Source organism: Desulfosarcina widdelii (assembly GCF_009688965.1).
GTDB lineage: Bacteria > Desulfobacterota > Desulfobacteria > Desulfobacterales > Desulfosarcinaceae > Desulfosarcina > Desulfosarcina widdelii.
Genome location: NZ_AP021875.1, coordinates 3,590,387 through 3,617,264, shown reverse-complemented (window position 1 = coordinate 3,617,264; position 26,878 = coordinate 3,590,387). Strand labels below are relative to the sequence as shown.

Sequence of the window (26,878 nt, the reverse complement as noted above, 5' to 3'; positions counted from 1 at the left end):
TAGGGGTGTGGTCAACCCGCACCGGGTCGACAAAGGCGGGGATAAACCTTGCCACTACACCCATGCAACCTGCTGTAAATCGGGCACCACTATTCCGGCGATTCGCCGGCACCGATCAGGGGCAGTTCCTTGTCCACTTTAAACGCTACCAGGTGACGGACTGCGTCGGGCTTGTCAGCGATCTTGCAGCGGCGGCAAAGCTCTGCGACCAACGGGGTGCCGCTCTCTTCCCGGGTCTTGGTAAGGTGCAGGCGGAGGCCCTTGTAGCCGCCCCCCTCTTCCCGAAACAGGTAGGCAGCCTTGGCATTGGACTGTAAATTCGCGTGGGATAGGCGGTCCCTCATAATAAACGCCAGGCTGCCGTCGTCAAGTACGTGGGGACGCGCATAGACGGCGGCGTTGACTCGGCCCTGGTCGTCAGCAGTGGACAGCACGCCCATTCCCTTGTTGGCTTCAAAATAGTCTTTCAGGTTCATTGGCATCTCCTTTAAACTTTTCAGAAAAGCATCTATGGTTTCGTCATGCCGGACTTGATCCGGCATCCAGAACAAACGAACTGCCTGTATCCCGGCCTGCGCCGGAATGACGACTAACTTTAAACCCCCACTTTTCAAAGGACCATCAAATTTTCGGTGCAATCATTTTGAGATTCTGCCAAGTGCAGGTGAATGCGAATAACTTTTCTATCCTTGAACCCGCGATCCCCAGACCGCGTATACCGGGTCGGAGAAAACCAGTTCGCCGGCGTATTTGTCCTTGCGTGGGCGGGGCAGCCCCCGCATGGAGTAGGTACCCAGGTTGTCGAAACGAGCACTTCGCAGAAAGTACTCCATGACCAGTCCTACCCGTTCGAATTCGTGGATCCGCTCCCAGATCTGGACGGCCTTCGGCGGGAACCAGCGGTTGGAGAAGCTGACCACGAAGATCCCGCCGGGCTTGAGTACCCGCGCCACATCGGCGAAAACCTCCAGGGGTTGGGTCAGATACTCTACCGAGAGGCTGCAGATAACCACATCGAAAGACGCTTCGTCATAGGGCAGCACCGGATTGGTGTTGAGGTCGTGAACACGGATGTCGGTCAGTCGGGGATTTTGCTCCAGTTCGATGCGGTTGAGTCCCAGGCCGCTCACACCGGCCGGCTTCACATCTTCGGGAAGATGGGAAGCCCAACTGCTCATCAGATCCAGCACCTGCATATCGTCCTTGACGAAACGTTTGTACAGGTTGGCCACCATGTCCCGGGCCGTTTCGTCCAGATGGTGCACCAGCCGGGGCTGGGCATAGAAGCGGCTGTCGGCCTGTTCGTTCTGGCGGACAAAGGGTGCATCGCTGAAAAAGTCGGTGGGTATGTCCTGCCACCGCGCCTGCATGCCGGGACCGTCGGTGAGCAGACCCACCCAGTCGGCGCTGCTGCCGCCGCGTTCGTCGGTTTTGGCCGAAACCTGCCCGACCGTCATGGAGAGGGACAACGGGTAGCTGGCCAGCGGATGTCCCAAATCGACCTCCATGTGTCCGTTATGGATGCCGACGCACCGAAAAGGCTGAATGTTCTGGGGAAAAACGCCGGCTATGCCGCTCAGGCGCCCCTGGGGATAAAACCGTCCAGCCCGGGGGGCCATGCTGAAGCGCTTGCGATCTATTTTAAAGGGCTTCCGACTGTTACCGAAAAGTACGCCGGGCTCAAAGCTGACCCGAGCCTGCTCCCAGACCGGCTTGCCCAGCACTGCCCGGTTCACCCGGTCTGGAAGCCAGTCCCGCCACAAATTTACGTTTCTGGCGGAATATCCTTCCAGATGATGGGCGTGTTCGCTCTCCCATTTCAGATGGAAGAAAATATCCGCTATGCTGTCGCGCTCAATGCGTTCCATGGTGTTGCCTCCCGTAACTTCTTCGTTTTAATTCGTTGAGATAGGGTAATCATGTTGCCGGAGGAAAACCATGTGAAACGGATAACAGCACAATGATAGGCCAAACCTACCCAAAAAGGCAGGTGGCATTATAGCCGGAAACGGGTGTTTTTGGTCAAATCGAGATGTTGGTCGTCGCCTGCTAAGAAATGGAAATCAGATAGCTCCGCAAATTGGTCTGGCTGTTGCTCAATCCGAATTTTTTGCGCAGGTTTTTGCGGTGAAAATGCACCGTGGTTTCGGCGACATTGAGAATATCGGCAATTTCCTTGCTGGCCTTACCGTCTTTGACCAGAGAAGCTACCTGGATTTCCTGGGGAGTCAGGATGATGTTGGCGTTGGTCAGCTTCTGTATCATCGGTGAGATGATGTCCTGCAGATGGGAATCAATGATTTCCACCACTCGTTTGTCCTTGGGCTTCAGACTGACCCGCTTGAGCTTTTCCACATAGGGCATCACCATCTCCTTGACGTTGGCGATTACCTTCTGTTCGATTTCGGTTTTATCGTCCTCTCGCTGCTTCAGCAAAACTTTCAAGGCGATGTTGGCCTCTTCCAGTTCCACCTTCTGCTGTTTGAGTTGGGCCTCGCTTTCCCGCAGCGCTTCTTCGGTCTGCTTGAGGGCGGTGATTTCCTCATGGCTGACCACCACCCGGACCGGACCTTCCCCGGACATGCGAATGGCGCGCAGGTAGTACCAGTGGGGACCGTCGGGACTGTGGCAGGGATAGTCGTGCAGAAATTCGTCCACCCGGCCGGCGATCACGTCCCGAATTCCGGCCGCCACCGCCCGGGTATGTTCGCCTTCCTCTCCTGTGGCAGCTTCGCAGACGTCCAGGTAGTTTTCGCCGATGGAATCGTAATCGTCAGGCATGCCGCTCTTCACTGCAAAGGCTCGCCAGGCACGGTTGGTGTCCAGAATGATGCCGTCTTCGTCCACAATGGCGATGTGGGCCGAAAGGGAATCCAGAACCGTGCGGGCTTCTTCGCTGGAGTAGCATATTGGCATTTCATTTTTTCCGGTAACTACGTTTCTATCGTTCATGGCTTCACCTAACGCTGAAAAGGATTGCCAATCTCGCATTCCCTGCGAAACAAAATACCAGTCTTGAAGTGCACTCTCGCTGGTAGGATTATACTATAAGTATAGCCGGGAAAAATGCAAATTCAAGTTAGACGGACTCGTAAAAATGCCGATATCGGCGTTACGCGTATCCTTCGTCACTGCGGCGTACGCCAAAATACGCCTCCTTCCTCAGGATTCGCAAGCCTTGATCTCGGCCTTTTTACGAGCCCGTCAAGTTTATTGGCGGTAAATGAAAGTGCCCACGTGCTCACCGTTCATGGCGCGGGTAATGTTGCCCGGAACCATGCCGTTGATGACCTGCACCCGCTCGATGACTTCGCTGTTCTGGATGATTTCGAGGCAGGGCCGTTCGATAACCAGATCGTCCAGGTCCCGTTCCATCAGATCCCTGGCCCCGATCTCGGGGATGAATTCGGCGTCGGGCTTTTTTTTGGGGTCGGCTGTATAAAGGCCGTCTTCGTCCTTGATGAACAGGACAGTCTTCGAGCCCAGCAGGTCGGCCAGAATCACCAGGCCCACATCTGTGCGGTGAATGGGAATGCGGCCCGTTTTGGGCTTAATGGCGAAATAGTCGTAGGGCGGCATACCGTGCATCACCGGAATGATGCCTTCGGCGAAATAGGTGGGCAGTTTGACGATGTCCGAGTGGGACATCTTGATGCCGCCCCAGGGGGAAAGCAGGGTAGCAACCATCAGGGCATTCTGTTCGGAGATCATACTGCCGAATTTGGCGATGATTCCCGTAGGCATGCCCATTTCCAGGCCAATGGTGTAGATGTGACGGCTGCGTGTTCCGCCGCCGGTGGTGATTATCAGCTTGTACTGCTGGCGGACTTTGACAAGCTCTTTCAAAATAGCAGGCAGGGCTTTGACGCCCCTGTCGCAGATGGACTGGCCGCCGATTTTCACCACGGCCACATCCGGATAAAGCCGCTGCTGGGGTGCGACGTCCAGGCTGTCGATAAACTCCCGGCTCACCAGGCTTTCGCCCATGAGGCGGCTCTTGACGTGCAGTCGTTTGCCGTCTTTGTCTCTTACAAGGGGCATGGCATCTCCTTCTATTTATGTTTGCCTTTGCCTCCGCCGCCTTTCAATTCGACCAGATCTGCACCGACGGCATCGGCGATTTGTTCGAGTTCTCCCCGTCGAAGATGGTCGGCGTAAACCTTGAGATCCACGCCGGCCACGGCGGCAATCCTGAAGCGCGGAGTTTTGGATCCGTCCTTGACCTTCTGCCGTTCACGATAAAATATTTGTCCGCTCATGGGTCGCTCCTTATTTTAAAGTCAATGTAAAAGCATTTCTGAATCAGAATGGTAAAACAGTAATTCGATGGTGTAAAGAGCAGTACCGAAAGAAGATATGTCGGGGCTGAATTGGGCGATGCGAAAACAGACAGACGTCTCCCGGCCATCCTTTCCGAGCTTTCCTGAACCGTTCGCCTGCATTCGGTTGCATGGTCAAACACCATGACGCAAGGCGATCTTCTTGAACATCAAAGCCAACCCTTCGCTGAGTGTATAGATGGATTCGATGTCAAGATTATCATCTGATGCGGAATCGAAATAGATGTAAAGATCGGACTCAAGACCGTCTTCCGGTTTCCAGTAGCAAACCATGATCGGGAAAAGAGGCAAGGGGTGCAAAACAATTGAAACATCAGAATCGATATGACTGGCAATTTCTTTTCCATCGAAAATTTCCAGCATATCTTTGAAAAGATCCGTATAGGTATCGGCAACCTGTTTTAATGGTTTTTCACAACATTGCTGAAAATGAGCATATCGGGAAGGCCCGCCATTCAACTCCCGAAATGTGATCCAATTCCCCTTCGGGGTTTTTCCCGACCCGTTAAGGATGTGGTTCAATACCGGCACGGCTATATAGGCATTGATATGGACTTCAGATGATAGGTTGCCCCGGGTGTCAACGCTGAAATTCTTGCCAAAAATTTTCAGGGTCAGATGATTGTTTGAAAACCGGGCGCCCAAACGTTTTGCGGCTTCGGAAAGATCGATCGAAGATATCTTTTGTTTTAGCAGTTCAATGGCTTCGGCTTTATTTTCATCGATGGTATTGGGCTTCTCAATTGCCTCCCCATACCGGTCAACCACTTCTTTATCCAAATAAGGACACGCATGGATCGTTTTCTTCCCTTTAAAGACAGCCACTGCAAATGCCAGGCAGGTTTTTTCATGACATTCTCCGCAGTTGGAACCGTTCAGCAGTTTGTAGACTTCCATGGGATTATTGATATATGCCATTCAAAAAAGTCCTTTTTTAGATTTCATCGATTTACACTAATTTGGGCACAATAGCACCTAAAAGAGGCGATTGTCGAGCTCTCCGCAAATTCATGGCAGCCTCTGGAGTAAGGGCGACCGGCCGGTCGCCCCTACGTTCGCCACGGCGGCAAACCTCGAAGATGCGGACAAAGGTAAGATCAGCCCGGAAATTCTATTCGATTTTATCCGCCCGTTGACCTATTTTGATTTTGCCTATAATCTGTCTAAATGGGTATTCAGTCATTCAAGGGGGATTGGATCAACAGTAGAAATGGAAGCCAGAAGAAGGTGCCCCTTATGAGAAAGCAAGCGGAGCCGAACACGAAGTCGGAACCGAACCGCTTTTGCGCAATTTTATTGTTGGGCCTTTTTTTCATGGCCGGGTGCGCGCTGCCGCAACATTATTGGCCGCAGAAGGACATCGCCGCGTCGGGTGAGAACACAATCCCGGGGCACCCCACGGTTCTTGTCGCATCGCGCGACAGCGAGTATAAAGAACAGCTCGTGAAGGAGCTACAGAAGGAACTCTCCGCCGCGAAGATTTCGCACATCATTATCGGTGTTTCACCGTTGGAGAAGATTGACCCAAACGACTATGCCGTGATTGTCATTATCAACACCTGCCTGGCGTGGGGCCTTGACGATGAGGTCAGCGACTTCCTGAACCGCCAGCAGTCAACCGGTAATATCATTCTTTTTACGACTTCGGCCGAAGGAACATGGCTCCCCGACGAGGGCGGGCGTGATTTCGATGCGATTTCCGGCGCGTCGGTGAAGGAAAATGTCCACGACGTGGCCCGTGATATAATGGCAAAAATTCAGGAAAGGCTATCGCATGAAAATCAACTTTAAGATGGTTTGTTTCCTCTCTATCGCCATCTTTACGATGGGTTGTGCAGTCCCCCAGTCAAATGACAACAATACTTTCAACAGTACGCTTTGGCTCCAAACGGCATCGGAATATAAAGCGAATGCGATCCAGGCGTATAATAGTGCTGCCCACAACATTCGCCAAGCCATAACGGATCAATCCTGGACGGCTGCCCTTGAGCAGGGGCCGAATTATTCATCGCTGCCCCCCGCCATTATTCTGGATGTCGATGAAACGGTGCTCAACAATTCTCAATATCAGGCTCAGTTGATGATGGACGGCGCCGCGTTCGATCCGGAGACCTGGAACCAATGGATGGCCATGGCCTCCGCACCGGCCTTGCCCGGGGCGGTCAATTTTATCAACAGCGTATCTGCGATGGGGGTAGAGGTCTTTTATATAACCAATCGCGAATGCAAGCCGCGATCGGAAGCCGGCCCGCCATGCCCCCAGGAAACGGATACGATAGATAATCTGCTTGAAGTCGGAATTAAAGAAGTAAAACCGGAAAACGTTCTGTTAAGGAGAGAAAAGCCCGAGTGGTCATCCGAAAAAAAATCCAGAAGAGAAGAAGTCGCATCACGCTATCGGATACTGATGCTGTTCGGTGACGATCTGGGGGACTTTTTACCGGACGTGAAGAAAAATATCACACCGATGCAAAGAGACGACTTGGTGAACGAATATAAGGACAATTGGGGCGTCAAGTGGTTTGTTTTCAGCAATCCCATTTATGGATCCTGGATGGGAATATTAAGCGACCCTAAATCAAGCTATCTCAAAGGGTATTAACCGCCTGAAGTGTCCGATTCAACGAAGGACAGCAAACATGTTCAAAAAGAATCGGAAATTCGAAATCGACGATGTTCGTGAACGCGGTTTTTGGGATAAATGCATGAGTGCCTATGAAGAAGCGATTAACGAAGCCTCCCGCCCCTGGGCTCCCTGGTATGCCATCCCAGTGGACAACAAGCCGTTTATGCGCGTTGCGGTGGCCGAGATCATCGTAAAAATACTTACCAAGCTTGGGTTGGAATATCCGCATGTCGGTTTCGAGGTAAAAACCAAGTTTTCCGAGATGTGGAGAATGCTGGAAAACGAAGATTAATGGCTTCGCAAAACGCTTTTTTGGACCGCATTCCATCTCCAGAATAACTTCATCGTGTTTGATGATGAATCTTTTCGGTTCGTACTCTCGGGCGTAAAAGCTGGCCCCGCAGACCGATAAGGGTCCAACAGGGCCAAGCTTAACATTTCGTTTTAGCAGAGGGTACGAATCTCAAATCGATTCCCTTCGTCGATCAGATTAACGGATGCGTTCGATAGCCACCTCGACCACCGGATTCCGCCAGTCGTGGGTGGCCGCATCAAGGCCGTCCGGACCGCCTGTGCCGTGGATACCTGCATGAACGTGGATGTAGCCCTCACCGTTCTCGTTAATGCCGTTGCCCGTTGCAGGGTCGTCTTCCGTAGCACCCAGGGCACCCACCGTGTCTGCGCTTTCCTCGTTCAGCTCGCTACCGGCATCATAGGCATTGGCATAAACACGTGTGATCTCACCGACACGCGTCGGCAGCAGTATACCGCGCACGGCGTAGAAGGCGTCGTTGGTTGCCCCCAGCATGGCTGCGGCGCTCAGGTACCTGGCTTTGTGCGAGGCGCGAATGATGATTGAATTGGACTCCCCTGGTAGCAGGATGGGCGGCGTACGATCCGTCGGTAACGCCACCGCTTCCCAGACGCCGTCGTAAGTGGCGACCTCATCCACCAGGGGAACCGGAGAGCCGGTCTCCGCCGCCGTTGCAATGCCGAAGTATAATGAGTAGTCGGAATCTCCTGGTTCGGGGGCTGGACCCAACTCGAAAAGCCGGAACGCGTTGGTATGCGTCGTAATTACCGATGGCGCGACCGGCTGGCCCAAGGTAGCGTTCGTGATCGTGACGCGGTACATGGGTTTTCCCCGGTGCTTGTTGAAACGCGCCATTGCTGCGGGTGCAAATACAATGGCGCCGGCGACAGCAATGGCCGCCAGCAAAGCGATTTTCGAAACTACTGCCTTTTTGTACATAGCGATCTCCTTTCACCCCAATATCGGGCACCCTTAAAGAAACGAACAGGTTTTCCCTGCCGACACAAATCGTTGGAAAAACCGCCTCTATGGTTTTTAAGTTAGGGGTTCTGTGTAAAGATGGATTAAAGCTTGGTTAAAGATATGATAAAGATTGCACCGAAGGTCGCACGTGATGAGGAATGGATTTTGAGAAGCGTGGGCAGGAATATCCGAAAGTCAGTTCCGAGGTAAGGTACAAATTTTCCGAGATGCGAAAAATGTTGGAAAAACGAGGATTAACGAACCAAAATTCCCTGCAAATAGCAGGATTCGAACTTACATATAAAAATGCCTCAGCTTTATCCAACGGTCATATTGTTTTCCTTCACTGTATCGAAACGGATAATGAGACCTGTTCATAGTTCTCAAAAATAAGAGGTCAACCACCATATATTGGGGTGGCTTTTTTTGTTGAAATGTTCGTTTTAATAGCAGTAACCACACGTTTCGCATTCCGTGGATTATTTTCTGTTAAGTCAAAGCAACTCAATCACTCGCAAAACCACTTTTATCCAACAGTTGTCAAAGGTCAGGCAACCAAACTGCTTCGAGCAATAGACGAGGCCAATCTTCAAGGCGTGACTGCCGGACTTGGATTCAAGCAGTAGATAGACGATATGGATGGCGCTGTCGAATATTTACTGTGGTCCTATGCTTCGACTGCCCAGCGATGGATGTTACTTTGTATTCATAAGGCCCAGCGTACCAACCCGAATCAGATCGCCAAGCTGCTCCTGCCCATTCTGCTTAAGCTTCATCAGGCATCGCTGCAGGATCATCGCAGTGGCTAGGGCATCGCCGGTGGCGCTGTGTCGCCGGTAGATCCGGATTCCCAGATGTTGGGAGATGGTTTCGAGATTCGCAGTGGGGAAACTGCGGGCCGGGTTCGTTATTCTGTTTTCCTGCAGGCCGGGTTTTCGGGGCAGGGGCAGGATGTGAGGTAGCAGCAGGCGCTCGCATAGCAACCGGCTGTCTATAACTATATTCTGCAGCCTGAACCCATACCGGGCCAGCATCAGGCGGTTCAAAAAGGCGATATCGAACCAGGCCGGATGTGCCACCATAATATCACTGCCCAAGAATGTCAGAAACCGGTCCAGCGCTTCCGGACCGGACGGTGCGGAAACCAGCATCGAAGGGACGAGGCCGTGAACTTTAATGGCCTCGGAAACCACAGTATGGCCTGGGTTGACCAGTTGATCGAACATTCGACCGAGATGGATTCGCCCGTCGATCACTTTGAACGCCCCGATGCTGACCACGCTGCTCTTTCGGGTATCCAGACCGGTGGTCTCCAGGTCAACCACCGTATATGTATAGCTTGCGGCAGGCCGGGTGATATCCAGATGGTCCAGCGCATCCAGATTTGCGGCCGCCAGGGGCGGTAGGGTTCGGCGGCGCAGTTTGAAGCGTAGCAGACGATTCATGAAGCGGGCGGGCAGAAGCATGGTACGCCTACCCCATGCTCCAGAATTGGTACCTTCTGGACAAAAGATCCTGCAATTGCCTGACGATGGTGAAGCTCTCTTTGAGCACCTTGCGTTCCATGGGATTGAGCTGGGCCGGATCTACGAAGTTGTTCATCTGCAGTCCTTGTCCGCGGGCGAGTAGATGGTGGCTGATTCGGATGAAATTGATGTAGTCGTATGCGTCATCGATGGCTGCCGTAAAATCGGCGTCGAGGACTTGCTGCTGTTGAATCTTATGGAGGCGGGCCATGGTATTGGTTTCCGGGATACCGGTTTCCAAAGCTATGATCCGGGCCGCATCCACCACTGGCGTCAGGCCGTGCAGCTTCAGGTTTAACCCGCGGCTGTGCGCACCGGAGGTCTCCACAACAAACTGACGCAAGAACCCCAGGGGGGGCCGATTGGTCAGAGCGTTAGCCGTCATCTGGCGGGCGTAGTGTCTCTTCCCTACAGCCATCTCGGTTAGTTGTCGGCGCAATTGGCGGGCTCCGTCGAAGCCATCGCTGATGCTGCGGAAGTCGAAAAAGACGGTTGCTAGGCGCATTCTCTCCGGTGTGGGGTTGTCTATCCAGTCGGCGAACATTTGCCGCCAGGCGCTCTGTCCCAGGCACCATTGAGGATTGCTCGCCATCACACCACCCTTGCAGCGGGGAATGCCGAACCGCGCCAGAGCATCCACCACCTTTTTGGCCAAGGTCAGAAACCACTCCCGCGTGGCCGACTCCCTCGACGGATCGATATCCTGGTAGAGCAGTGCATTGTCCTGATCGGTGCAAAGCGTTTGCTCCCGACGTCCTTCGCTGCCCATGGCCAGCCAGCAGTAAGGGACAGGCGGCGGCCCCCATTTGTCCGCTGCCATCTCCCCTTCGATGACGCGGATAAACTGACGAGTGACGCGGTCGTTCAGCTCGGCGACCAGCGCTATCATGGGTTTGACAGCGCCGCTTCGCTGCATAGCCATTTCCAGGACCCGGTCAATATGTGCCCGTTTGCCGACCAGTTCGTCGATGCTGGTGGCATTAGTGATGTCTCCGATCATGCCTACCGGGGTCGTGCCGGTAGCCAACTGAAAATCATGCTCGCTGATGATGCCCATCGCACGCTGGTTCTTGGTTACGACGATATGGTTGATGGCAAAGCGGCTCATATCCAACAGCGCATCGAATGCAAAGGCATCGGGTGCGATATTGCGCACTGGTGTGGTCATGATCCGGCCAACAGGGATGTCCAGACCGTGTCCGTCGGCAACGATCTGGTTACGTAGATCGGTGTCCGTAAGAATACCTGTAGGTTGGTCCTGAGTGTCGAGGATGATAATAGACCCGACGCCGCGTGCCTTCATTCGCTGCGCCGCGAGCCGCACAGACGTCTGCCGATCGCAGGTCAAAAGATTCCGCGACATCAGTTCGCGGACGCGTTTGCCTGTCATGAACTGGTCGAATTGAATCTGATTTTCTATGGTCAACAGATCGAGTTGAGCGTCGGCGGATCTGCGCACAGCCTTGAAATTGCGGGCCAGCGAGAAACCGAGATAACGGCGAAACTGTGAGTAATCCGCCAGCAGACGGTCCACGGTCGCCTTCGGGACGAGGAAGGCGATCAAGTCCTCCTGGGCGGTAATGTTGAACAATGCGTTCTTACCCTCAATAAGGCTTACGGCACCGAAACTGTCCCCCTCACCCCGCAAATCAACCAAAATCTCCTCGGCTGATTCGTCGGTGATGGAGATGCGGGCGCAACCCGTCTCAACGATGTAGAGGAAACCACCGGACGGCTCGCCTTTGTGGATGATTTGCTGGCCCGCCGGATAAAAGGCCACCTGAATGGCGGTGACGACTTTACCCAGGGTGTCGTTGTCAAGGGTGTTGAACGGCACAACGGTTTTGAGAAATTCGATGATTCCTGGCAGGGGATTGGTATTCATGGCAATTCTGGCTCACGATGAATGGCGCCGGTACGCTCGGCGACATCTGTTTCGCGACATCATCAGCCCTTACTACATCCGTAAGAAATCATGCTTGGCGCTCAGAATATATCAAACCCGGAAAATCAGAAACCACAGCTATTGAGTTTTATTCGTTAGCACGCCATTAAAAATTATCCGATAAATATTTTCCGCAAATTGGTCCGCATCATAGGCTTTATCGAAGATGATGCTTGGAAGAACAACATGCTCAATACTTCCAAGGAAGATTTGCATAAGAAACCACGGCGAAATGTCATCTCGAATTTCACCGCTGTTTATTCCTTCCTTAATTATCGAGCGAATGAGTTGGCAATACTCCTTGACGATCAGGTATGTCTCACTTTTATAGTATCCTTTGAAGTTTCTTACTTCGATGAGAAGGATTTTCGCATGCACCCGGTCATTGTTCCAGTTGTCCAGGGTCCGCCATATCAGATGTTTCAACTTGTTGACCGCCCCTGTGATGGCTACCAGGTCCGAATAGAACTGCTGCAAGGATTTTTTTTGGTGTTCGGCCAACACATAGTGGAGCAAACCTCTTTTATCTTTAAAGTACCTGTAGATAAGGGACTCGTTGACGCCAGATTGCCTGGATATTTCGGCTGTGGTAATCGAATTGAAACTTTTTTTCTCCAAGAGTTCTTCAAGAGCTATAGCAAGTTTGATTTTTCCCCGGGGTGTGGACTGCACCCTTTCGAAAAGGAAATGACTTTTTTCTTTTGAAACCATTGACTGATTCCTACCCTCCTCGATTTCCATAACCCATTTAAAAAATGTAAGTAACAATTACATGGGCCCCATTTATTGTCAACCATCCTTTTTTATTAAGGATAAAATGGGGCCCAGTAATTTTTCTTTTTTTAAAAAAATATTGACAGATGAGAATTCTGCCTTTATGTATAGTGACACTTGCAAAAAAGCAAGTATTATTTACATTCAATCACATGCCATCCTGTCTCCACCAAAATATGTGAAGACTTTCGGCGCAAAGCTGAGCGTCCGAAGGTACTGAAAGGCGTCTGCGTATACGTGAAAAGATTTGATTCAAATGATCTCTAAATAAAGAAGGCTCAGCATCAATGAAATTCGAAACGATCATTGTCGAAAAGGAAGAGGGACTAGGGAAAATCATTTTTAACCGGCCGGATGTACTCAACGCCTACAACGAAACCCTTGCCGGAGAGATTCTTAAAGCTTTCAATGCCCTGGCCAAGGACGAGTCCGTAAGGGTAATCGTATTTACCGGCAGCGGTCGGGCTTTTATGGCCGGGGCAGACATCAAAATGGTCAACGCTTGGGCCGAACAGGGCGACCCTTCTAAAATAAACGCCCACTTATCCTCCCTGCTCAATCCGAACATGCTTGAGGACTGTCCAAAACCAGTCATCGCTGCAGTAAACGGAATCGCATTTGGCATGGGTTTCGAGATCGCGTTGGCCTGTGATTATCGAATCGCCATCAAAAAAGCGAAATTTGCCTTGCCGGAGGTGAAACTCGGCCTCGTACCAGGCGGGGGAGGCAGTCAGCGTCTGTTCCACATCGTCGGCGCCGCCCGCGCTCTGGAGATGATTTCTTTTGGTGATCCAATCGACGCGACGGAGGCTCACCGGATCGGCTTAATCAATGTGTTGGCTGACGATGAAGCCGGCCTACGGGAGGCTGTGGAACGGTTTGCCCAAGGATTGATCGTTCAAAGCACATCAGCTTTGGCCACATGCAAGCGGTTGATTTATGAAGGGGGTGCGCTGCCGATCCGCAAGGGCATCGAGTATGAAAAGCAGCAGTTTTGCGAAATCCTTTTGACTGAGGATGCCAGGGAAGGAACGCAGGCGTTCCTTGATAAGAGGCAGCCACAATTCAAGGGCAAATAACGATAGGGTTTGATTCGGATTTGGTCGGTTTCTAAGGAGGTGTTCGTGGCAGCGTTTTTAGTAGACAAACGGGATCAGCTTTTTGTGCTCAATGAAATGTTGGAACTCAATAAAATGTGCGAACTCGAGAAGTTTGCCGAGCATACCGGATTCGATATGGTCCTGACCGAAGCCCACCGCTTTGCCAAGAATGAATTTTATCCCACCCTTCAGGACGGTGACCGGCAAGGGTGTGTTTACGATCCCCAAACCCAAACCGTTCGTTTTCCTGAGTGTTTTAAAAAGCCCTACCAGAATTTCAGGGAAGGGGGCTGGCTGGCCATGTGCGACAGCCCGGTGGTTGGCGGAGACGGTTTCCCCCTCACCATTGGAACGGCCGTTTCTGAAATTTTTTATGCCTCGGGTTTTTACATATATGGCGCCGCAGAGTTGAGCCACGCCGGTGCAAAAGTTCTAGAAAAGTACGGTACCGAATCCCAGAAGGAACTGTACATGACCCGGCTTTTTTCAGGGGAATGGATGGGTACCATGTGTCTGACCGAGCCGGATGCAGGCAGCGATGTGGGCAAGGTAGAAACCCGTGCAATACCTCAACCTGACGGGACCTACATCATAACCGGTACGAAAATTTTTATCACCGCCGGTGAACATGATCTGACCCCAAATATCATCCACATGGTTTTGGCTCGTGTAAAAGGAGATCCCCCTGGTACGAAGGGACTTTCTCTGTTTATCGTTCCAAAGTTCCTGTCCGACGAAAACGGCACCATCACGACACGCAACGATGTGAAATGCATGGGCATTGAGCACAAAATGGGATTGCATGGTCTGGTTACCTGCACCATGGCTTTCGGCAACAATGACGCGTGTACCGGATATCTGCTGGGAGATCGGGGCAAAGGCATCGTCGAAATGTTTAACATGATGAACGAGCAACGGCTTCTGGTCGGGCTGCAAGGCCTCTCCTATTCTTCAGCCGCATTCTTGCATGCCGTGGATTATGCAGGCACACGCAAACAGGGGCTCTCGGTTTATCCGGATCGACGAGATAAAGGATCGGCAGCCATCATCGAACATCCGGATATCAAGAGGATGCTTCTAACACTCAAGTCCCATGTGGAAGGCGGCCGGGCATTGGCCTATTTCACCAGCATGTGCATGGATTACGCCGCTGCAACGGAAGGCGAGACACGTTCCCGCTGGCAGGGACTGGTTGAACTGTTGACCCCCATCGTCAAGGCATATCTGACCAACAATGCCTGGGAAGACACCGGCATGGCCATCCAATGCGCCGGCGGTTACGGATACTGCTCGGATTATCCCTTCGAAAGGCTTGCCAGGGACTGCAAAGTCTCCAGCATCTATGAAGGGGCCAATGGGATACAGGCCATCGATCTGGTGTTCAGGAAAATCATAGGAAACCGCTCCGTCAATTTCGACCATCTGATGGCGTGTATGGACCAGACCATCCGTCAGGCAGAAACAACGGAAGCGCTGGCCGCCTACGCAGCCATAGTACAACAGGCCCGGCAGGATCTTGAAGGAGTCGTGCACCATCTCGCGGACCTTTCTGAAAGTGGCCGAAGCGACCATGTTTATGCCAAGGCCAGTCCATTTTTAGAGGCCATGGGAGATGTTGTGTTGGGATGGCTGCATTTGTGGCAATTGTCCATCGTCGTGCCGAAATTATCGAAGGAAATGGAAGGCAAGGCCCAATCGGAGGCAATCCAATCCATGAAAAAGAAGAAAAACCTTGCCTTTTACTACGGCAAGATCTCCAGCGCGCAGTTTTATATTGGGACGCTGTTAAAGAGAACAGATGGCAAGCTGAAAGAACTGAAATCATCATCTGATCCTGTAGTCGACATTTTCGAAAAAGCCTTTACGGGTTGAAAAATCATCCGGCGCATCAAATCACAGGTTCTTGGACTATTTTAATTGAAGGAGAAAAAATGGATATCAAAACCATTGGCGTCATCGGATCGGGTATCATGGGCCATGGTATTGCACAGGTGGCAGCCACTGCAGGCATCCCCGTAAAACTCAACGATATATCGGAAAGCGTCCTGGAAAAAGCCAGAACCAATATCGATCGGTCTTTAGATAAAGGAATTAAAAGAGGAAAAATCAGCCAGGACGACAAGGCAGGTATCCTCGGACGGATCTGTTTCGAGTGCGACTTCAAAAAAGCAGTTGAGAATGTTGATCTGGTGGTGGAAGCCGTTCCGGAAAACATCGAACTGAAAAGCCAGATTTTCCAGAAACTCGATCAATTTAGCAGTTCGGATACGATCCTGGCGTCCAACACCTCCCAGTACAGCATCACCGAAATCGCCAGCGTTGTTTCCGATCCTTCCCGCGTGATCGGCATGCATTGGTTCAATCCGCCGGTAATCATGAAGTTGATTGAAATAGTACGTGCCCTGGACACGTCCGATACTGTGGTGGAATCGATCCGCGCCTTTGCTGCCAAAGTGGGCAAAGATATCGTCGTGTGCAAGGACTCGACAGGTTTCATCAGCACCCGTGTCCTTCTTGCTCTCAGGCTTGAGTGCTATCGACTTCTTGAAGAAGGTATCGCCACCAAAGAAGATATCGACAAAACCCTTAAGCTGGCCTTCGGCCATCCCATGGGACAGTTCGAATTGGCCGATTTCTCTGGTTTGGATATCGAAGTCCCTTCCTGCGAGTCACTGGCCAAAGTTTTCGGGGATCGCTTCCGGCCGCCTCAGGCACTGCTGCAGCGGGTAAAAGCAGGACGGTTTGGAAGAAAAACAGGCAGAGGCTGGTACGACTACGAATAATAAGAATGTTTTAATCATCCAAGAAAATACCCAACTAAGAAACCTCACGGGAACAATTGGAGATGAATAAGATGAGCGATCCGAATGATCTTGTTATTGTCAGTGCTGCACGAACTCCCTTCGGCCGCTTCGGTGGCATGTTGAAAGAACTGCATAGCTCCGCTCTCGGCACGCTGGTCATTAAAGAGGTGTTATCCCGTACCGGACTTCAGGGCGATGCCATCGATGAGTTGTATTACGGCATGTGCATCCAGTCCGAAGCGGCACTGCTGTACAATGTTATCGGCAGGCAGGCGCTGATTCATGCCGGCCTGTCTTCAAAAACCATTTCCCTGACCATTGACCGTGCCTGCTGCTCGTCGCTCACCGGGGTCCAACTGGGACGCAAATCGATTTTACTGGGTGAAGCGGCCATCTGCATGGCGGTGGGCGCCGAGAATATGAGCAACACCCCGGTGGTACTCAATGGGCATCGATGGGGAACCCGCCTGGGCAAACCAACCATGGTGGATCATTTGAATCCGATCATGTACGTGGGTTTTAAATCGATTGCTGCCGATGCTGGCGAAGTCGCCCTGGAACACGATGTCTCGCGGGAAATGCAGGATGAGTGGGCTTTCAACTCCCAGATGAGATACCAGGACGCAAAAAAGGCAGGTAAATTCAAGATTGGTGAAGAACTCACTTCCGTCTCCATTCCCCAGAGAAAAGGGGAGGACCTTCTTTTCGAAGAGGATGAATTCCCCAAGCCCCACACAACGCAGGAGAAGCTGGCAACCCTGAAAACCGTTTATGAAAGCCCCACGGTAACCGCAGGTAATTCACCAGGCCTTGATGCAGGGGCGGCTGCCCTGGTCATTACCAAGCGTTCCACCGCCGAATCGCTGGGGATTTCGCCGCTAGGTATCATTCTCTCAGTCGGAAGCGCTGCGAGGGAACCCCACCTGATGGCTGAAGTTCCCGCCTATGCTATCCAGCAAGCCCTTGACCGGGCCGGTCTCTCGGTAGACGATCTCGACCTGATCGAAATCAATGAGGCGTTCGCAGCCGTCCCATTGGTTTCGACCAAAATTCTGGCCGATAACGATCCAGCGAAGTGGGAGACGATCAAGACCATGACCAATCCCAATGGCGGTGCCATCGCTATCGGTCATCCCGTTGGTGCAAGCGGCGCCAGAATCCTGATGACTGCCATGTACGAACTCCGCCGACGCGGCGGCGGAGTTGGCGCTGTCGGCATCTGCGGGGGGCTGGCCCAGGGTGATTCAGTCGTTCTACGGGTGGATGAAACGTGTGACATATAACATTCGCGTTTGGATTCTGTAAAAAACAATTATACGGCAATAACGAAGGATGAACGCTGACAATAAACATGATGCCAAACGGTAGTTTCAGAATATCGAAATCCAAAAGGAGAAGGGGAAAACGATGAAAATGATCAGAGGTTGCCCATCGACATCAATGGATGATTATCAACTGAATCATACGACCATCATACGGCACGCAGCGAGAAATTTTCCGGAAAGAGAAGTTGTTTACAAAACAGCCAAAGGCGTTGAACGCTATAGTTATAAAGAGGCGTATAACCGAATTGAGCGCTTGGCGAATGCGCTGGTACAGTTGGGCGTTAAGCCAGGGGAGCGGGTCGGCGTTCTAGATTGGAATTCCAGACGGTTTTTCGAATCCTACTTCGCCATCCCGGGCATCGGTGCCGTCCTGCTGCAACTGAACCTGCGTGTCAGCCCCGACGAGTTGGTCTATGTCGCAAATCACAGCGAAGCCAAATATCTTTTTGTAGACGAATCGCTTCTATCACTGGCTGAGGAAATGGCGCCCAAGCTGAGCAATGTCGTCGCGTTCGTAGTGATGACGGATAAAAAACCCGATGAACTGAAGACGTCGCTTTCCCCGGTCTACTATTACGAGGAAATGCTCCAAAACGCATCTGCCGGCTATGAGTGGCCGGTGATCGATGAGACCTCCGCTTACAGCGCCTGCTACACGTCCGGAACCACGGGGAAGCCGAAAGGAGTCTACTATTCTCATCGGTGCATTTATATCCATGCCATGATGTACGCGCTCTATGCGGGCTTAAGCTGTCGCGATACGCTTGTCCAACTCGTTCCGATGTTCCACGCTCAGGGTTGGGGGATATGGCAGTCCGCCGTTTTTATGGGGGCCAAAATCGTATTGCCTGGAAGATACAGTCTCGAGGATGTGGATTCTATCGTGAGGCTGATGGTGGAGGAAAAGATGACCGTAACGAACGGCGCACCGGCTCTTTTCACGCCGTTTCTGAATTACATTGAGCGAATGGAGAAAAAGCCCGATTTCACAGGGGCCAGAATCATCAGCGGCGCTACGGAGCCGCCGTTATCGACCATGAAAGGGTGGCGGGATCTCACCGGTGCGAAATTCATCCATATATACGGTGCTACAGAGACCGCTCCGATCTGCCTTTGTAACGTTTTGAGTCCCGATCTGGAGGCGCGACTGTCAGACGATGAGAAATGGGAGCTGATGAAAAAACAGGGCATTCCGGTCACGGGGATAGACGTCAAACTGGTCGACGTCGAGGGGAAAGAGGTGCCTCGCGACGGCAAAACAGCCGGGGAGATACTGGTCAAAGGTCCTTGGATCACTGGCTCTTATTATAATGACGACCGCAGCCAGGCGTCATTCGTCGACGGATACTGGAAGAGTGCAGATGCCGGTGCCATCGATGAAAACGGCTATGTAAAAATTGTCGATCGTTACAAAGACCTCATTAAAAGTGGCGGTGAATGGATTTCATCGGTCGACCTGGAAAATGCCATCGCCGCACATCCATCCGTTGAGGAGGCAACGGTGATCGGATTGAAGCATCCCAAATGGGAAGAACGTCCTTTGGCTCTGGTCGTCAAAATGCAGGGGGAACAGCATTCAACGGTTACGGAGCAGGATATCATTGATTTCATTGCCCCAAAATTTGCCCGGTGGCAGCTTCCCGATAAAGTCAAATTCGTAGAAGCGATCAAAAAAACAAGTGTTGGGAAATTCGATAAAAAGCGGATTAGAAATGATTATGCAGAAGAATACATCAACCCGTAACACACAGGAGGAGATTCTATGAATTGGGCAGCGTTTTTATCATTCTTACATCCCATGCTGGCTTGTATCATCTGCGGTGTCTGGATCCTTTGGATTCTGAAAAAAGATTATTCGAAGGAAGTTATCAATGAAAAACGGGTCGAAATACAAATAGAAGATTAGCGTTTTACAAACAGGGGAGGGGAGGGCCTTATGAATCTGACCAATGCAATATTTTTCGGTACACTTCTGCTATATGTGATTGTTTCCTTCTATGTCACCCGATACATTAAAAACTCCAAAGATTACTACGTGATGGGCAATAGGGCGACCACACTGTGGGTCGCTGGAGCGTTGACAGCAAGTTACACCAGCGCCGTTACCTTCGTGGGAATCGCCGGCATCGAATACCTGAATGGGCCGCCGATTTTTCTGCTCGCGTATGGAAGCTGGGTTGGAATGGTGATCGCGATGCTTTACGTCGGCAGGAAACTGCGAGCCTATGGCTCGATGACCATGCCGGACTTTATTCAACAGCGGTACGGTTCAACGACCCGGATCATCGCAACCATCATCATGATCGTCGGCCTGATGGGTTATGGACTCGTACAGTTTATGGGGGCCGGGGTACTGCTGAGTTCGATTACCGGAATCCCTTACACCTGGGTCGTCATCATTTTTGCCCTGGCGCTGGTGATATTTTGTTCCGCCGCAGGAATGTGGAGTGTGGTCGTTAACGACACCATCATGCTGGTCACCATCCTCATCGGCTGTTTTGTCGTGGCGCCTTTACTGGTGGTCAAAGCCGGCGGATTCGAAGCCATAACGACAGGATTGATGCAGAAGAACGAGCTGTTTTGGAGTTCGGGTGGAGCTCTTTACAAAATGCCGGTAGGTTGGACACTCGGCCAGCTGATCCTATGGATGGTCTTTTTCCCGGTCGCGCCATGGATTGCCATGAGAGCCTTTCCGGCCAAGGATGATTTTGTCCTCATGCGGTCGATCGCATGGTCGACGTTTATGGCAACAGCGGGCGTGACCGTGTTGTTTCTGGGATGTTCGGCCGTATTTCTCATCAACCCCGACATCAAGCCAGCGGATCAAGTGTTTATCTGGGCCTCGCAAAACCTGGTTCCTTCCTTTTTAGGGGGAATTGGGATCGCCGGAATCATGGCGGCAATTCTTTCTACGGCTGCGTCGATTTTCATCGCGGCGGGGTTTGCTCTCTCCAGGGATTTGTTCGAACGGGCCTCTTCACGAACCCTCACCGAAAATCAGAAGGTGTTATACGCCAGATATGCTCAAATTTTTATCGGTCTGGTGATACTGGTGATCGCTTTAACAAAACCGTTGGCCATCTATTGGATCGGAGCCTGGGCCGGCGCTCTCTTTTGCACCTCCTGGATGCCTATGATCGTCGGTGGCTTCGAGTTCAAAAAGGTCACGCGGCAAGGTGCGATCGCGTCGATGATTGTTGGGGTAGGCTCCTATATCTTGCTATACCAGTTGGTTAAGAAAGCGAAACTGTTTGCGTTGCCGCTCAATCTTGACCCGGTGATCTACTGCCTTTTGCTATCTTGTATTGTGATGTGGTTCGTCTCCGCGATCACCAAACCAAAGCAAGAGGATATGGAAACCTTCGACACCTTGCGGGGCACGAGCCTGTCCAAAGAGGCAATTACCGCATACTCGCCCGATATTCTGGCAAATGAAATCCGAACCACGAAATTGACCGCGTGGGGTCTGATTATTATCAGTGTTGTCTTTTTCGGGTACCTGATTCTCAAGATCGTTCCTGCGGTGTCCTGACAGACCGGCGGATATCCCGAACAGCGCCTTCCACTCTGCGGCCTGACACGGGCAACGGCTGAAGGAAGGCGCTTTCCCTTTTTGACATTAACTTTCGGCTCTACGGATGAGAAATGAATCAGTTCACGCTTGAGAATCGAATCGCAATGGTAACAGGTGCAAGTAGAGGCCTGGGGCGTGCAATGGCAATAGGGATGGCCGGCGCCGGCGCCCATATTGTTGCCATTGGCAGGGATAATCAATCATTGGCGGAAACAGCAAAAGAAATTTCTGCGGCCGGCGGGACGTCTACTGTTTTTCAAGCTGATTTATGTGATGATACGGCCGTTAAAGACATGGTTCAAGCGACAATCAAAATGCTCGGCAGAATAGATATTCTCGTCAATAATGCGGGCATCGCTCCTATGGAACGCACCACGGAGATATCCAAAGCAGAATGGGACCGCGTTATAGATATCAACCTGAATGCTGTTTTCTTGCTATCCCGGACAGTAGGTCGGCAAATGATCGAAAAAAAGACCGGGAACATTATTAATATCGCTTCTGTATACGGGAAAATGGCTTCCAACCGATCATTGCATTATTGCGCCTCCAAAGCCGCGATCATTCAAATGACGAAGGCATTGGCTCTGGAATGGGCGCCTTTCAACATAAGAGTAAATTGTATCGCACCCGGTTTTTTCCAGACGGATATGACAGCAGAACAACAAAGCAACGAAAAACATTATAACTTTCTAATGGAGAAAATTCCTTTGAGAAGGTTTGGCAAACCGGAAGAAATCGTTGGAAGCGTGCTGTTTTTATCTTCCGCCGCATCACAATATGTTACCGGATCTACTCTGTTTATTGATGGCGGTTACTCAATCTGGTAACGAGCACACCGGGCATTATCGTGTTTCAGCAATAAAAAGAAAAGACGTTTTAAACACAAATATTGCAGGAGGAAAAAATGGGTAGAGTTAGAATGGGGCTTTGCATAAAGGGGATGCGTTCCATCGTTTTTATTGGTGCTTTCATGTTAACCGCCACGCTGGTTTTGTCCTCACCGATTAACGCTGAAGCTAAAAAAATGCAATTCCGCTTCGGATTTGACACCAATCCCAAAGTCGGTGGTGGAACTGCAGGGGTTCTGGCGGAAAAATACATCAACGAATCCTGTGCCGGTGAAATTGAAGCAAAATTTTTTCCGAACGCCGTGATGGGTACCGATCCTGAAATGATCGATAAAACCCGGATGGGCGCGCTTCAGGGTGTGATCATGCCCATAGCCGTTCTCGGGACGACCATTCCTTACACGGATTCCTTGGTCCTGCCCTTTGTGGTCAATTCCTGGGAAAAGGCCGAGACTTTTCTCGACAGTCCGGTTTCCCAGGAATTTCTTAAAGGCGTCGAATCTTATGGATTTAAGGGAATGGGATTTTGCACCTTCGGTTTGTACGGATTGGAGCTTAATAAAGAAGCGCGCACCCTTGAGGAAATCAGCAAACTCAAATTTCGGGTCGCGCCATCGCCGATTTTATTGAAGACGTTCAAAGCTCTGGATATCGAACCCATGGTCATTCAATTTCCAGATCTTTATGAATCACTCAAGCAGGGGGTTGTAGATGGGTGCGACCTGCCGCCCAATGTGGCCGTTCTTGTCAAATACACCGAAGTAATCAAATATTTTGTCAAGACGGGTCATACCTTCGGGTTGTACATGTTTATGGTCAACAAGGGCTGGTACGACAAAATCCCCGATGACGTCAGAGTAAAATTCGATGCGGCGATCGACAGGGCATGCCGGGAACACTGGGAAGGAGAAAAAAAAGCCGAACAAAGAGCATTAGAAATATTTGAGGAAAAAGGTATCCAGACAATCGATCTTCCACCGGAAGAGATGCAAAAGTTCGTTGATGCAACCAAAAGTGTTGTCGAATGGCGCTTAGGTGAATATGACGCCAAAGGAAAAGCCATAGCGGAAAAGGTCTTTGAGGTGGTCAATTATCAACGTTGATTTTTTAAAGATTCAAGCTCCTCCGGGTGCTTTTCGATATGCTGTTTCTTCGGAAAGCACCCATAAAAACACCGCCATGGGGAAAGCATCATGCTATCTAAATTCGAAAAAATGGCGTCACATGTTGAAGAATTTCTGATCCTGATACTGATTTTAAGCTCCGTCGCCGTGGTTTTCCTGAATATCGTCCTGCGTTATATATTTCATACGGGGTTCGTATTCGTGGAGGAATATGCCCGGTATGCACTGGTGCTGCTGGTCTACTTGGCAGTCAGCCAGGCCGTTAAAAAGAATAGCATGATCAAGGTCGATATCGTTCCGGATATGTTCAAACGAGGCAGGGTCGTTTTCACCCTGCTGTCCAATGGATTCTCTTTTTTCATGGGCGTCTTGCTGATTGTACTGGGTTTAAAATTCACCGTCTATCAATACACCACCGGCCAGGTTTCCGTCGCCATGGAACTCCCTATGTAGGGTTTCCTGAATTAAAGATAAACACTTGAAATACTATACATTTTATGGTATTGAGGATCGAGCTAAATGCAAATATAACCACGCTTTACCCCTCAAAACCCTTGCACTTTTCTCGGTCCTATCATGTATCGACATAATCAAAAGCAGCTGGAATTCGAAACTTTCGAATTGCCTTTCGGCGGAAAACTGCGAAGCGACAATCGCTGGGTGAAATTAGCCAAGTTTATTCCATGGGGTCAGTTCGAACCGGCCTACAGTAAATCGTTGACCAACTCCGGTTTGGGCCCTCCGGCCAAATCGGTAAGAGTCGCCTTGGGCGCCCTGATTATCAAGGAGCGCTTGGGAACCAGCGATGAAGAGACGGTAGAACAGATCCGGGAAAATCCGTATCTCCAATACTTTTTAGGCTACAAGGCCTATGAGGACGAAAAGCCCTTTGATCCGTCCCTGTTCGTATACTTCCGCAAGCGGTTTGGCAAAAAGATGCTGGCCAAGATCAATGAGTCGATTGCCCGCAAGGCACTTGAACAAGAAAAACAATCGAAAGACCGTTCCCAAACCAAAAATGACGATGATTCCACGCCTACAGGTGGAGGTAGTGAAAACCAGGGCAAATTACTTCTGGATGCCACATGTACCCCCGCGGATATTACTTTCCCAACCGACCTCAAGTTGTTGAATACCGCCCGGGAGAAGAGTGAAGGGATCATTGATATCCTACACAGTCCATTCAAGGGGAAATATCCCAAACCGCGTACCTACCGTAAGTTAGCCCGCAAAGCGTTTCTATCTGCAGCCAAAAGCAAAAGATTGTCAAAGAGCAAGAGGCGTAAGGCCATTCGGAAACAGTTGGGATATCTCAAGCGCAACTTGAAAAGCATAACCAAGCTATCCCAACGAACGCCGCTAACGAAGCTCAGTCCCCGTCAGTACAAAGAGCTGCTGGTCATTCACGAAGTCTATCGCCAGCAGCAATGGATGTATGACCAGCATGAAAATCGTATCGATGATCGCATCGTCAGCATCAGCCAACCCCATGTGCGTCCGATCAAACGGGGTAAGGCCGGTGCGGCTACCGAATTTGGTGCCAAGATATCGGTCAGTCTCATCAATGGCATTTCATTCGTGGACCGCATCAGTTGGGATGCCTTCAATGAATCCGGGGATCTGATCGATCAGATCAAGGCATTTCGAAAACGATTTGGGCACTATCCGGCATCGGTTCATGTGGATCGGATTTACCGTAACCAAGATAATCGCCGGTTCTGCAAGAAACATGGAATCCGCCTTTCGGGTCCCCCGCTGGGCCGGCCACCGGCCGCTGTCGAGATACAGAAAGAGATCAAAAAGCAGGTCCGTCAGGATGAGCTCGATCGGATCCCGATCGAGGGAAAGTTCGGCCAGGGCAAGCGGCGCTTCAGTCTATCCAGAATCATGTGTAAGCTGGCAGTGACATCCGAGACGGCGATCGCGGTATCCTTCATCGTCATGAACTTGGAGAAATGGCTGAAAGGCCTTTCTTCTCTCTTTTTTACTTCCTCGTTGCTGTTCATGGTCCATATCAGAGTGCTTCAGAGACGATTTAACGGGCTTTTGGGTCGATTAGTCGGTAAATATTTTCAGGCTAAAATGCACCTGTCACTGTTGAGAGGGTGAATTTACCCATGCTAATGCGGCATCTTTACTAATTCAGGAAGCCCTATGTATATTGCCTACGCTGTCGTCCCTTTGGGTGGCCTGCTGATGTGCCTCCGCTACGCCGCAGCCACAGTTCAAACCGTCCGGGAACATTTATCAGCTAAAACCAGCTAACTGCCGGAGACAATTGGATGGAACTCATTGTACTTGTAGTGTTTTTCGGCCTCACCTTGATCAGTGTTCCCGTGGGGGTCTCACTCTTTTTAGCGGCGTTTTGCGGATTTGTGTGGTTCACAGATATCCCTCTGATGATGATCGGCCAGGCCATGTTCCTGAAACTGGACAAGTTCTCTCTGTTGTGCGTGCTGTTTTTCGTCTTGGCAGGGAATTTGATGACCAGCGGGGTTATTGCCAAAAAGATTGTGGAATTTGCCGAAGCACTGGTCGGCCATTTCAAGGCAGGAATGGCTATCGCAGCAATCGTTTCTTGCGCCCTCTTCGGTGCCGTTTCCGGTTCGGCACTGGCAACGTTGGCAGCCATCGGCGGTTTGATGGTACCTGCCTTGAGAAAACAGGGGGCATCCGAAAACTTTTCAGTCGGACTTCTGACGTCTTCATCCATTCTGGGTATCATCGTGCCACCCAGCATCCCGATGATTCTTTACTGTCTGGTGACGGACAATTCCATTGCCCGGATGTTTCTATCCGGGTTTATTCCTGCCATATTTATCGTTTTCGCCTTGTGTCTGTATGCCATATATACCGCCCGGCGGGATGGAACCATCTCAGAGACGACTTACAGCACACGCACCCTCTGGGAATCCTTTAAAAGCGGTATTTGGGGACTGTTAATGCCGCTGATTATTTTCGGCGGGATCTTTTCCGGCGTGTTTACCGCCACTGAAGCTGCAGTCATCGCGGCAGTGTACGCATACTTTGTCGAACTGTGTATCTATAGAAAATTATCTCCACGCGAGATATGCCGCATTACCATCGACTCCGGGGTTACCATCGGGGTTCTGCTGATCATCACCGCCGGTTCCCTTTTGATGAGTGAATTCCTGACGTATATGCAGATCCCCAATCAGATCACCGAGTGGACCGTGGCCACACTGAACAACAAACTGTTCTTTCTGCTGGTCGTCAATGTCATGCTGCTGGTCCTCGGCACCTTCATTGAAATTATTGCCGGAATCCTGATCATGGCTCCCATCCTATACCCGGTTGCCATCGCCATGGGGGTCGATCCCATCCATTTCGGCCTGATCCTGATTCTCAATTTGGGGGTTGGCTATATTACGCCGCCGATTGGCGTGAATTGTTTTCTGGCGGCATCCATGTTCGATCGTCCGCTCAGCAAGGTCTTCCGGGCAGTTTTACCGACGCTTTTGATCATGTTTTTATCCATACTCATACTGACGTATATACCGACCTTGACAACCTTTTTCCCGGAAATGATTATGGGGCCGATTAAATGATGAACGATACTCTCGGTGTCCATTATTTGAACAAAGGAGAACAA

23 protein-coding genes and 1 pseudogene are annotated in these 26,878 nt (G+C 51.0%); 14 read left to right on the top strand and 10 right to left on the bottom strand.

What is annotated here, in order from left to right:
- Positions 1–89: 89 nt before the first annotated feature.
- The 6 genes from GN111_RS16705 to GN111_RS16680 form a co-directional block, all read right to left on the bottom strand.
- On the bottom strand, positions 90–476 hold the full coding sequence (locus GN111_RS16705) for a pyridoxamine 5'-phosphate oxidase family protein (protein ID WP_155304834.1): 387 nt from the start codon (positions 474–476) through the stop codon (positions 90–92).
- Between the two features lie 207 nt (positions 477–683).
- Complete coding sequence (locus tag GN111_RS16700; RefSeq protein ID WP_155304833.1) at positions 684–1,868, bottom strand: class I SAM-dependent methyltransferase; 1,185 nt, start codon at positions 1,866–1,868, stop codon at positions 684–686.
- Between the two features lie 181 nt (positions 1,869–2,049).
- On the bottom strand, positions 2,050–2,952 hold the full coding sequence (locus tag GN111_RS16695; RefSeq protein WP_231715768.1) for a LuxR C-terminal-related transcriptional regulator: 903 nt from the start codon (positions 2,950–2,952) through the stop codon (positions 2,050–2,052).
- A gap of 258 nt (positions 2,953–3,210) precedes the next feature.
- Complete coding sequence (locus GN111_RS16690) at positions 3,211–4,041, bottom strand: amino acid kinase family protein (RefSeq protein WP_155304832.1); 831 nt, start codon at positions 4,039–4,041, stop codon at positions 3,211–3,213.
- Between the two features lie 11 nt (positions 4,042–4,052).
- Positions 4,053–4,259, bottom strand: a complete 207-nt coding sequence (locus GN111_RS16685; protein WP_155304831.1) for a hypothetical protein — start codon at positions 4,257–4,259, stop codon at positions 4,053–4,055.
- 195 nt (positions 4,260–4,454) lie between these two features.
- Positions 4,455–5,258 carry a DUF3786 domain-containing protein gene (locus GN111_RS16680; protein ID WP_155304830.1) on the bottom strand — a complete coding sequence of 268 codons (804 nt, stop codon included), beginning with the start codon at positions 5,256–5,258 and terminating at the stop codon, positions 4,455–4,457.
- Positions 5,259–5,576: 318 nt separating this feature from the next.
- Between GN111_RS16680 and GN111_RS16675 the strand changes: the two genes are divergently transcribed.
- Genes GN111_RS16675 through GN111_RS16665 form a run of 3 tightly spaced genes read left to right on the top strand, consistent with a single transcriptional unit; the run spans position 5,577 to position 7,258 of the window.
- Positions 5,577–6,131 carry a hypothetical protein gene (locus GN111_RS16675; protein ID WP_155304829.1) on the top strand — a complete coding sequence of 185 codons (555 nt, stop codon included), beginning with the start codon at positions 5,577–5,579 and terminating at the stop codon, positions 6,129–6,131.
- Entirely contained in the window at positions 6,115–6,942 is an 828-nt protein-coding gene (locus tag GN111_RS16670; protein WP_155304828.1) for a 5'-nucleotidase, lipoprotein e(P4) family, read from the top strand. The genes GN111_RS16675 and GN111_RS16670 overlap by 17 nt, the downstream gene beginning before the upstream one ends.
- Positions 6,926–7,258, top strand: a complete 333-nt coding sequence (locus GN111_RS16665; protein ID WP_331457728.1) for a polyphosphate kinase 2 family protein — start codon at positions 6,926–6,928, stop codon at positions 7,256–7,258. Before GN111_RS16670 ends, GN111_RS16665 begins: the two co-directional genes overlap by 17 nt.
- A gap of 198 nt (positions 7,259–7,456) precedes the next feature.
- Here the strand turns inward: GN111_RS16665 and GN111_RS16660 are convergent, their stop codons facing one another.
- The 4 genes from GN111_RS16660 to GN111_RS16645 form a co-directional block, all read right to left on the bottom strand.
- Positions 7,457–8,101 carry a spondin domain-containing protein gene (locus GN111_RS16660; RefSeq protein ID WP_231715794.1) on the bottom strand — a complete coding sequence of 215 codons (645 nt, stop codon included), beginning with the start codon at positions 8,099–8,101 and terminating at the stop codon, positions 7,457–7,459.
- 836 nt (positions 8,102–8,937) lie between these two features.
- Positions 8,938–9,708, bottom strand: coding sequence for a 3'-5' exonuclease (locus GN111_RS16655; RefSeq protein WP_155304825.1), 771 nt, complete (start codon positions 9,706–9,708; stop codon positions 8,938–8,940).
- Between the two features lie 7 nt (positions 9,709–9,715).
- Positions 9,716–11,653 carry a DUF294 nucleotidyltransferase-like domain-containing protein gene (locus GN111_RS16650; protein WP_155304824.1) on the bottom strand — a complete coding sequence of 646 codons (1,938 nt, stop codon included), beginning with the start codon at positions 11,651–11,653 and terminating at the stop codon, positions 9,716–9,718.
- Between the two features lie 138 nt (positions 11,654–11,791).
- Positions 11,792–12,424, bottom strand: coding sequence for a TetR/AcrR family transcriptional regulator (locus GN111_RS16645; protein ID WP_170302340.1), 633 nt, complete (start codon positions 12,422–12,424; stop codon positions 11,792–11,794).
- 350 nt (positions 12,425–12,774) lie between these two features.
- Between GN111_RS16645 and GN111_RS16640 the strand changes: the two genes are divergently transcribed.
- The 11 genes and pseudogenes from GN111_RS16640 to GN111_RS16590 all read left to right on the top strand — a co-directional run bounded on the left by GN111_RS16640 (position 12,775) and on the right by GN111_RS16590 (position 26,834).
- On the top strand, positions 12,775–13,566 hold the full coding sequence (locus GN111_RS16640) for an enoyl-CoA hydratase/isomerase family protein (protein ID WP_155304822.1): 792 nt from the start codon (positions 12,775–12,777) through the stop codon (positions 13,564–13,566).
- Between the two features lie 45 nt (positions 13,567–13,611).
- Entirely contained in the window at positions 13,612–15,459 is a 1,848-nt protein-coding gene (locus tag GN111_RS16635; RefSeq protein WP_170302339.1) for an acyl-CoA dehydrogenase, read from the top strand.
- Between the two features lie 59 nt (positions 15,460–15,518).
- Entirely contained in the window at positions 15,519–16,370 is an 852-nt protein-coding gene (locus GN111_RS16630; RefSeq protein ID WP_155304820.1) for a 3-hydroxyacyl-CoA dehydrogenase family protein, read from the top strand.
- Positions 16,371–16,441: 71 nt separating this feature from the next.
- On the top strand, positions 16,442–17,674 hold the full coding sequence (locus tag GN111_RS16625; protein ID WP_155304819.1) for a thiolase family protein: 1,233 nt from the start codon (positions 16,442–16,444) through the stop codon (positions 17,672–17,674).
- Positions 17,675–17,798: 124 nt separating this feature from the next.
- Complete coding sequence (locus GN111_RS16620; RefSeq protein WP_155304818.1) at positions 17,799–19,460, top strand: long-chain-fatty-acid--CoA ligase; 1,662 nt, start codon at positions 17,799–17,801, stop codon at positions 19,458–19,460.
- Positions 19,461–19,652: 192 nt separating this feature from the next.
- The gene (locus tag GN111_RS16615; protein WP_155304817.1) at positions 19,653–21,248 is read left to right on the top strand and encodes a sodium:solute symporter family protein; all 1,596 of its coding nucleotides are present in this window, start codon (positions 19,653–19,655) and stop codon (positions 21,246–21,248) included.
- 113 nt (positions 21,249–21,361) lie between these two features.
- Positions 21,362–22,120: an SDR family NAD(P)-dependent oxidoreductase gene (locus GN111_RS16610; protein WP_155304816.1), complete on the top strand. Its 759-nt coding sequence runs from the start codon at positions 21,362–21,364 to the stop codon at positions 22,118–22,120.
- Positions 22,121–22,233: 113 nt separating this feature from the next.
- Positions 22,234–23,244 carry a TRAP transporter substrate-binding protein gene (locus tag GN111_RS16605; protein WP_170302338.1) on the top strand — a complete coding sequence of 337 codons (1,011 nt, stop codon included), beginning with the start codon at positions 22,234–22,236 and terminating at the stop codon, positions 23,242–23,244.
- Between the two features lie 90 nt (positions 23,245–23,334).
- Complete coding sequence (locus GN111_RS16600; protein ID WP_155304814.1) at positions 23,335–23,718, top strand: TRAP transporter small permease; 384 nt, start codon at positions 23,335–23,337, stop codon at positions 23,716–23,718.
- A gap of 123 nt (positions 23,719–23,841) precedes the next feature.
- Positions 23,842–25,266, top strand: a pseudogene (locus tag GN111_RS16595) (IS5 family transposase); the annotation flags it as partial.
- Between the two features lie 281 nt (positions 25,267–25,547).
- Positions 25,548–26,834, top strand: coding sequence for a TRAP transporter large permease (locus tag GN111_RS16590; RefSeq protein ID WP_155304813.1), 1,287 nt, complete (start codon positions 25,548–25,550; stop codon positions 26,832–26,834).
- The last annotated feature ends 44 nt before the right edge of the window (positions 26,835–26,878 follow it).

What these genes read in the sequence shown, in the direction of transcription:
- GN111_RS16620 (WP_155304818.1), top strand. Translation starts at nt 17,799, where the DNA reads ATGAAAATGATCAGAGGTTGCCCATCGACATCAATGGATGATTATCAA.
- GN111_RS16700 (WP_155304833.1), bottom strand. Translation starts at nt 1,868, where the DNA reads ATGGAACGCATTGAGCGCGACAGCATAGCGGATATTTTCTTCCATCTG.
- GN111_RS16630 (WP_155304820.1), top strand. Translation starts at nt 15,519, where the DNA reads ATGGATATCAAAACCATTGGCGTCATCGGATCGGGTATCATGGGCCAT.
- GN111_RS16705 (WP_155304834.1), bottom strand. Translation starts at nt 476, where the DNA reads ATGAACCTGAAAGACTATTTTGAAGCCAACAAGGGAATGGGCGTGCTG.
- GN111_RS16645 (WP_170302340.1), bottom strand. Translation starts at nt 12,424, where the DNA reads ATGGTTTCAAAAGAAAAAAGTCATTTCCTTTTCGAAAGGGTGCAGTCC.
- GN111_RS16615 (WP_155304817.1), top strand. Translation starts at nt 19,653, where the DNA reads ATGAATCTGACCAATGCAATATTTTTCGGTACACTTCTGCTATATGTG.
- GN111_RS16660 (WP_231715794.1), bottom strand. Translation starts at nt 8,101, where the DNA reads ATGTACCGCGTCACGATCACGAACGCTACCTTGGGCCAGCCGGTCGCG.
- GN111_RS16650 (WP_155304824.1), bottom strand. Translation starts at nt 11,653, where the DNA reads ATGAATACCAATCCCCTGCCAGGAATCATCGAATTTCTCAAAACCGTT.
- GN111_RS16600 (WP_155304814.1), top strand. Translation starts at nt 23,335, where the DNA reads ATGCTATCTAAATTCGAAAAAATGGCGTCACATGTTGAAGAATTTCTG.
- GN111_RS16675 (WP_155304829.1), top strand. Translation starts at nt 5,577, where the DNA reads ATGAGAAAGCAAGCGGAGCCGAACACGAAGTCGGAACCGAACCGCTTT.
- GN111_RS16625 (WP_155304819.1), top strand. Translation starts at nt 16,442, where the DNA reads ATGAGCGATCCGAATGATCTTGTTATTGTCAGTGCTGCACGAACTCCC.
- GN111_RS16690 (WP_155304832.1), bottom strand. Translation starts at nt 4,041, where the DNA reads ATGCCCCTTGTAAGAGACAAAGACGGCAAACGACTGCACGTCAAGAGC.
- GN111_RS16655 (WP_155304825.1), bottom strand. Translation starts at nt 9,708, where the DNA reads ATGCTTCTGCCCGCCCGCTTCATGAATCGTCTGCTACGCTTCAAACTG.
- GN111_RS16685 (WP_155304831.1), bottom strand. Translation starts at nt 4,259, where the DNA reads ATGAGCGGACAAATATTTTATCGTGAACGGCAGAAGGTCAAGGACGGA.
- GN111_RS16605 (WP_170302338.1), top strand. Translation starts at nt 22,234, where the DNA reads ATGCGTTCCATCGTTTTTATTGGTGCTTTCATGTTAACCGCCACGCTG.
- GN111_RS16610 (WP_155304816.1), top strand. Translation starts at nt 21,362, where the DNA reads ATGAATCAGTTCACGCTTGAGAATCGAATCGCAATGGTAACAGGTGCA.
- GN111_RS16695 (WP_231715768.1), bottom strand. Translation starts at nt 2,952, where the DNA reads ATGAACGATAGAAACGTAGTTACCGGAAAAAATGAAATGCCAATATGC.
- GN111_RS16680 (WP_155304830.1), bottom strand. Translation starts at nt 5,258, where the DNA reads ATGGCATATATCAATAATCCCATGGAAGTCTACAAACTGCTGAACGGT.
- GN111_RS16670 (WP_155304828.1), top strand. Translation starts at nt 6,115, where the DNA reads ATGAAAATCAACTTTAAGATGGTTTGTTTCCTCTCTATCGCCATCTTT.
- GN111_RS16640 (WP_155304822.1), top strand. Translation starts at nt 12,775, where the DNA reads ATGAAATTCGAAACGATCATTGTCGAAAAGGAAGAGGGACTAGGGAAA.
- GN111_RS16590 (WP_155304813.1), top strand. Translation starts at nt 25,548, where the DNA reads ATGGAACTCATTGTACTTGTAGTGTTTTTCGGCCTCACCTTGATCAGT.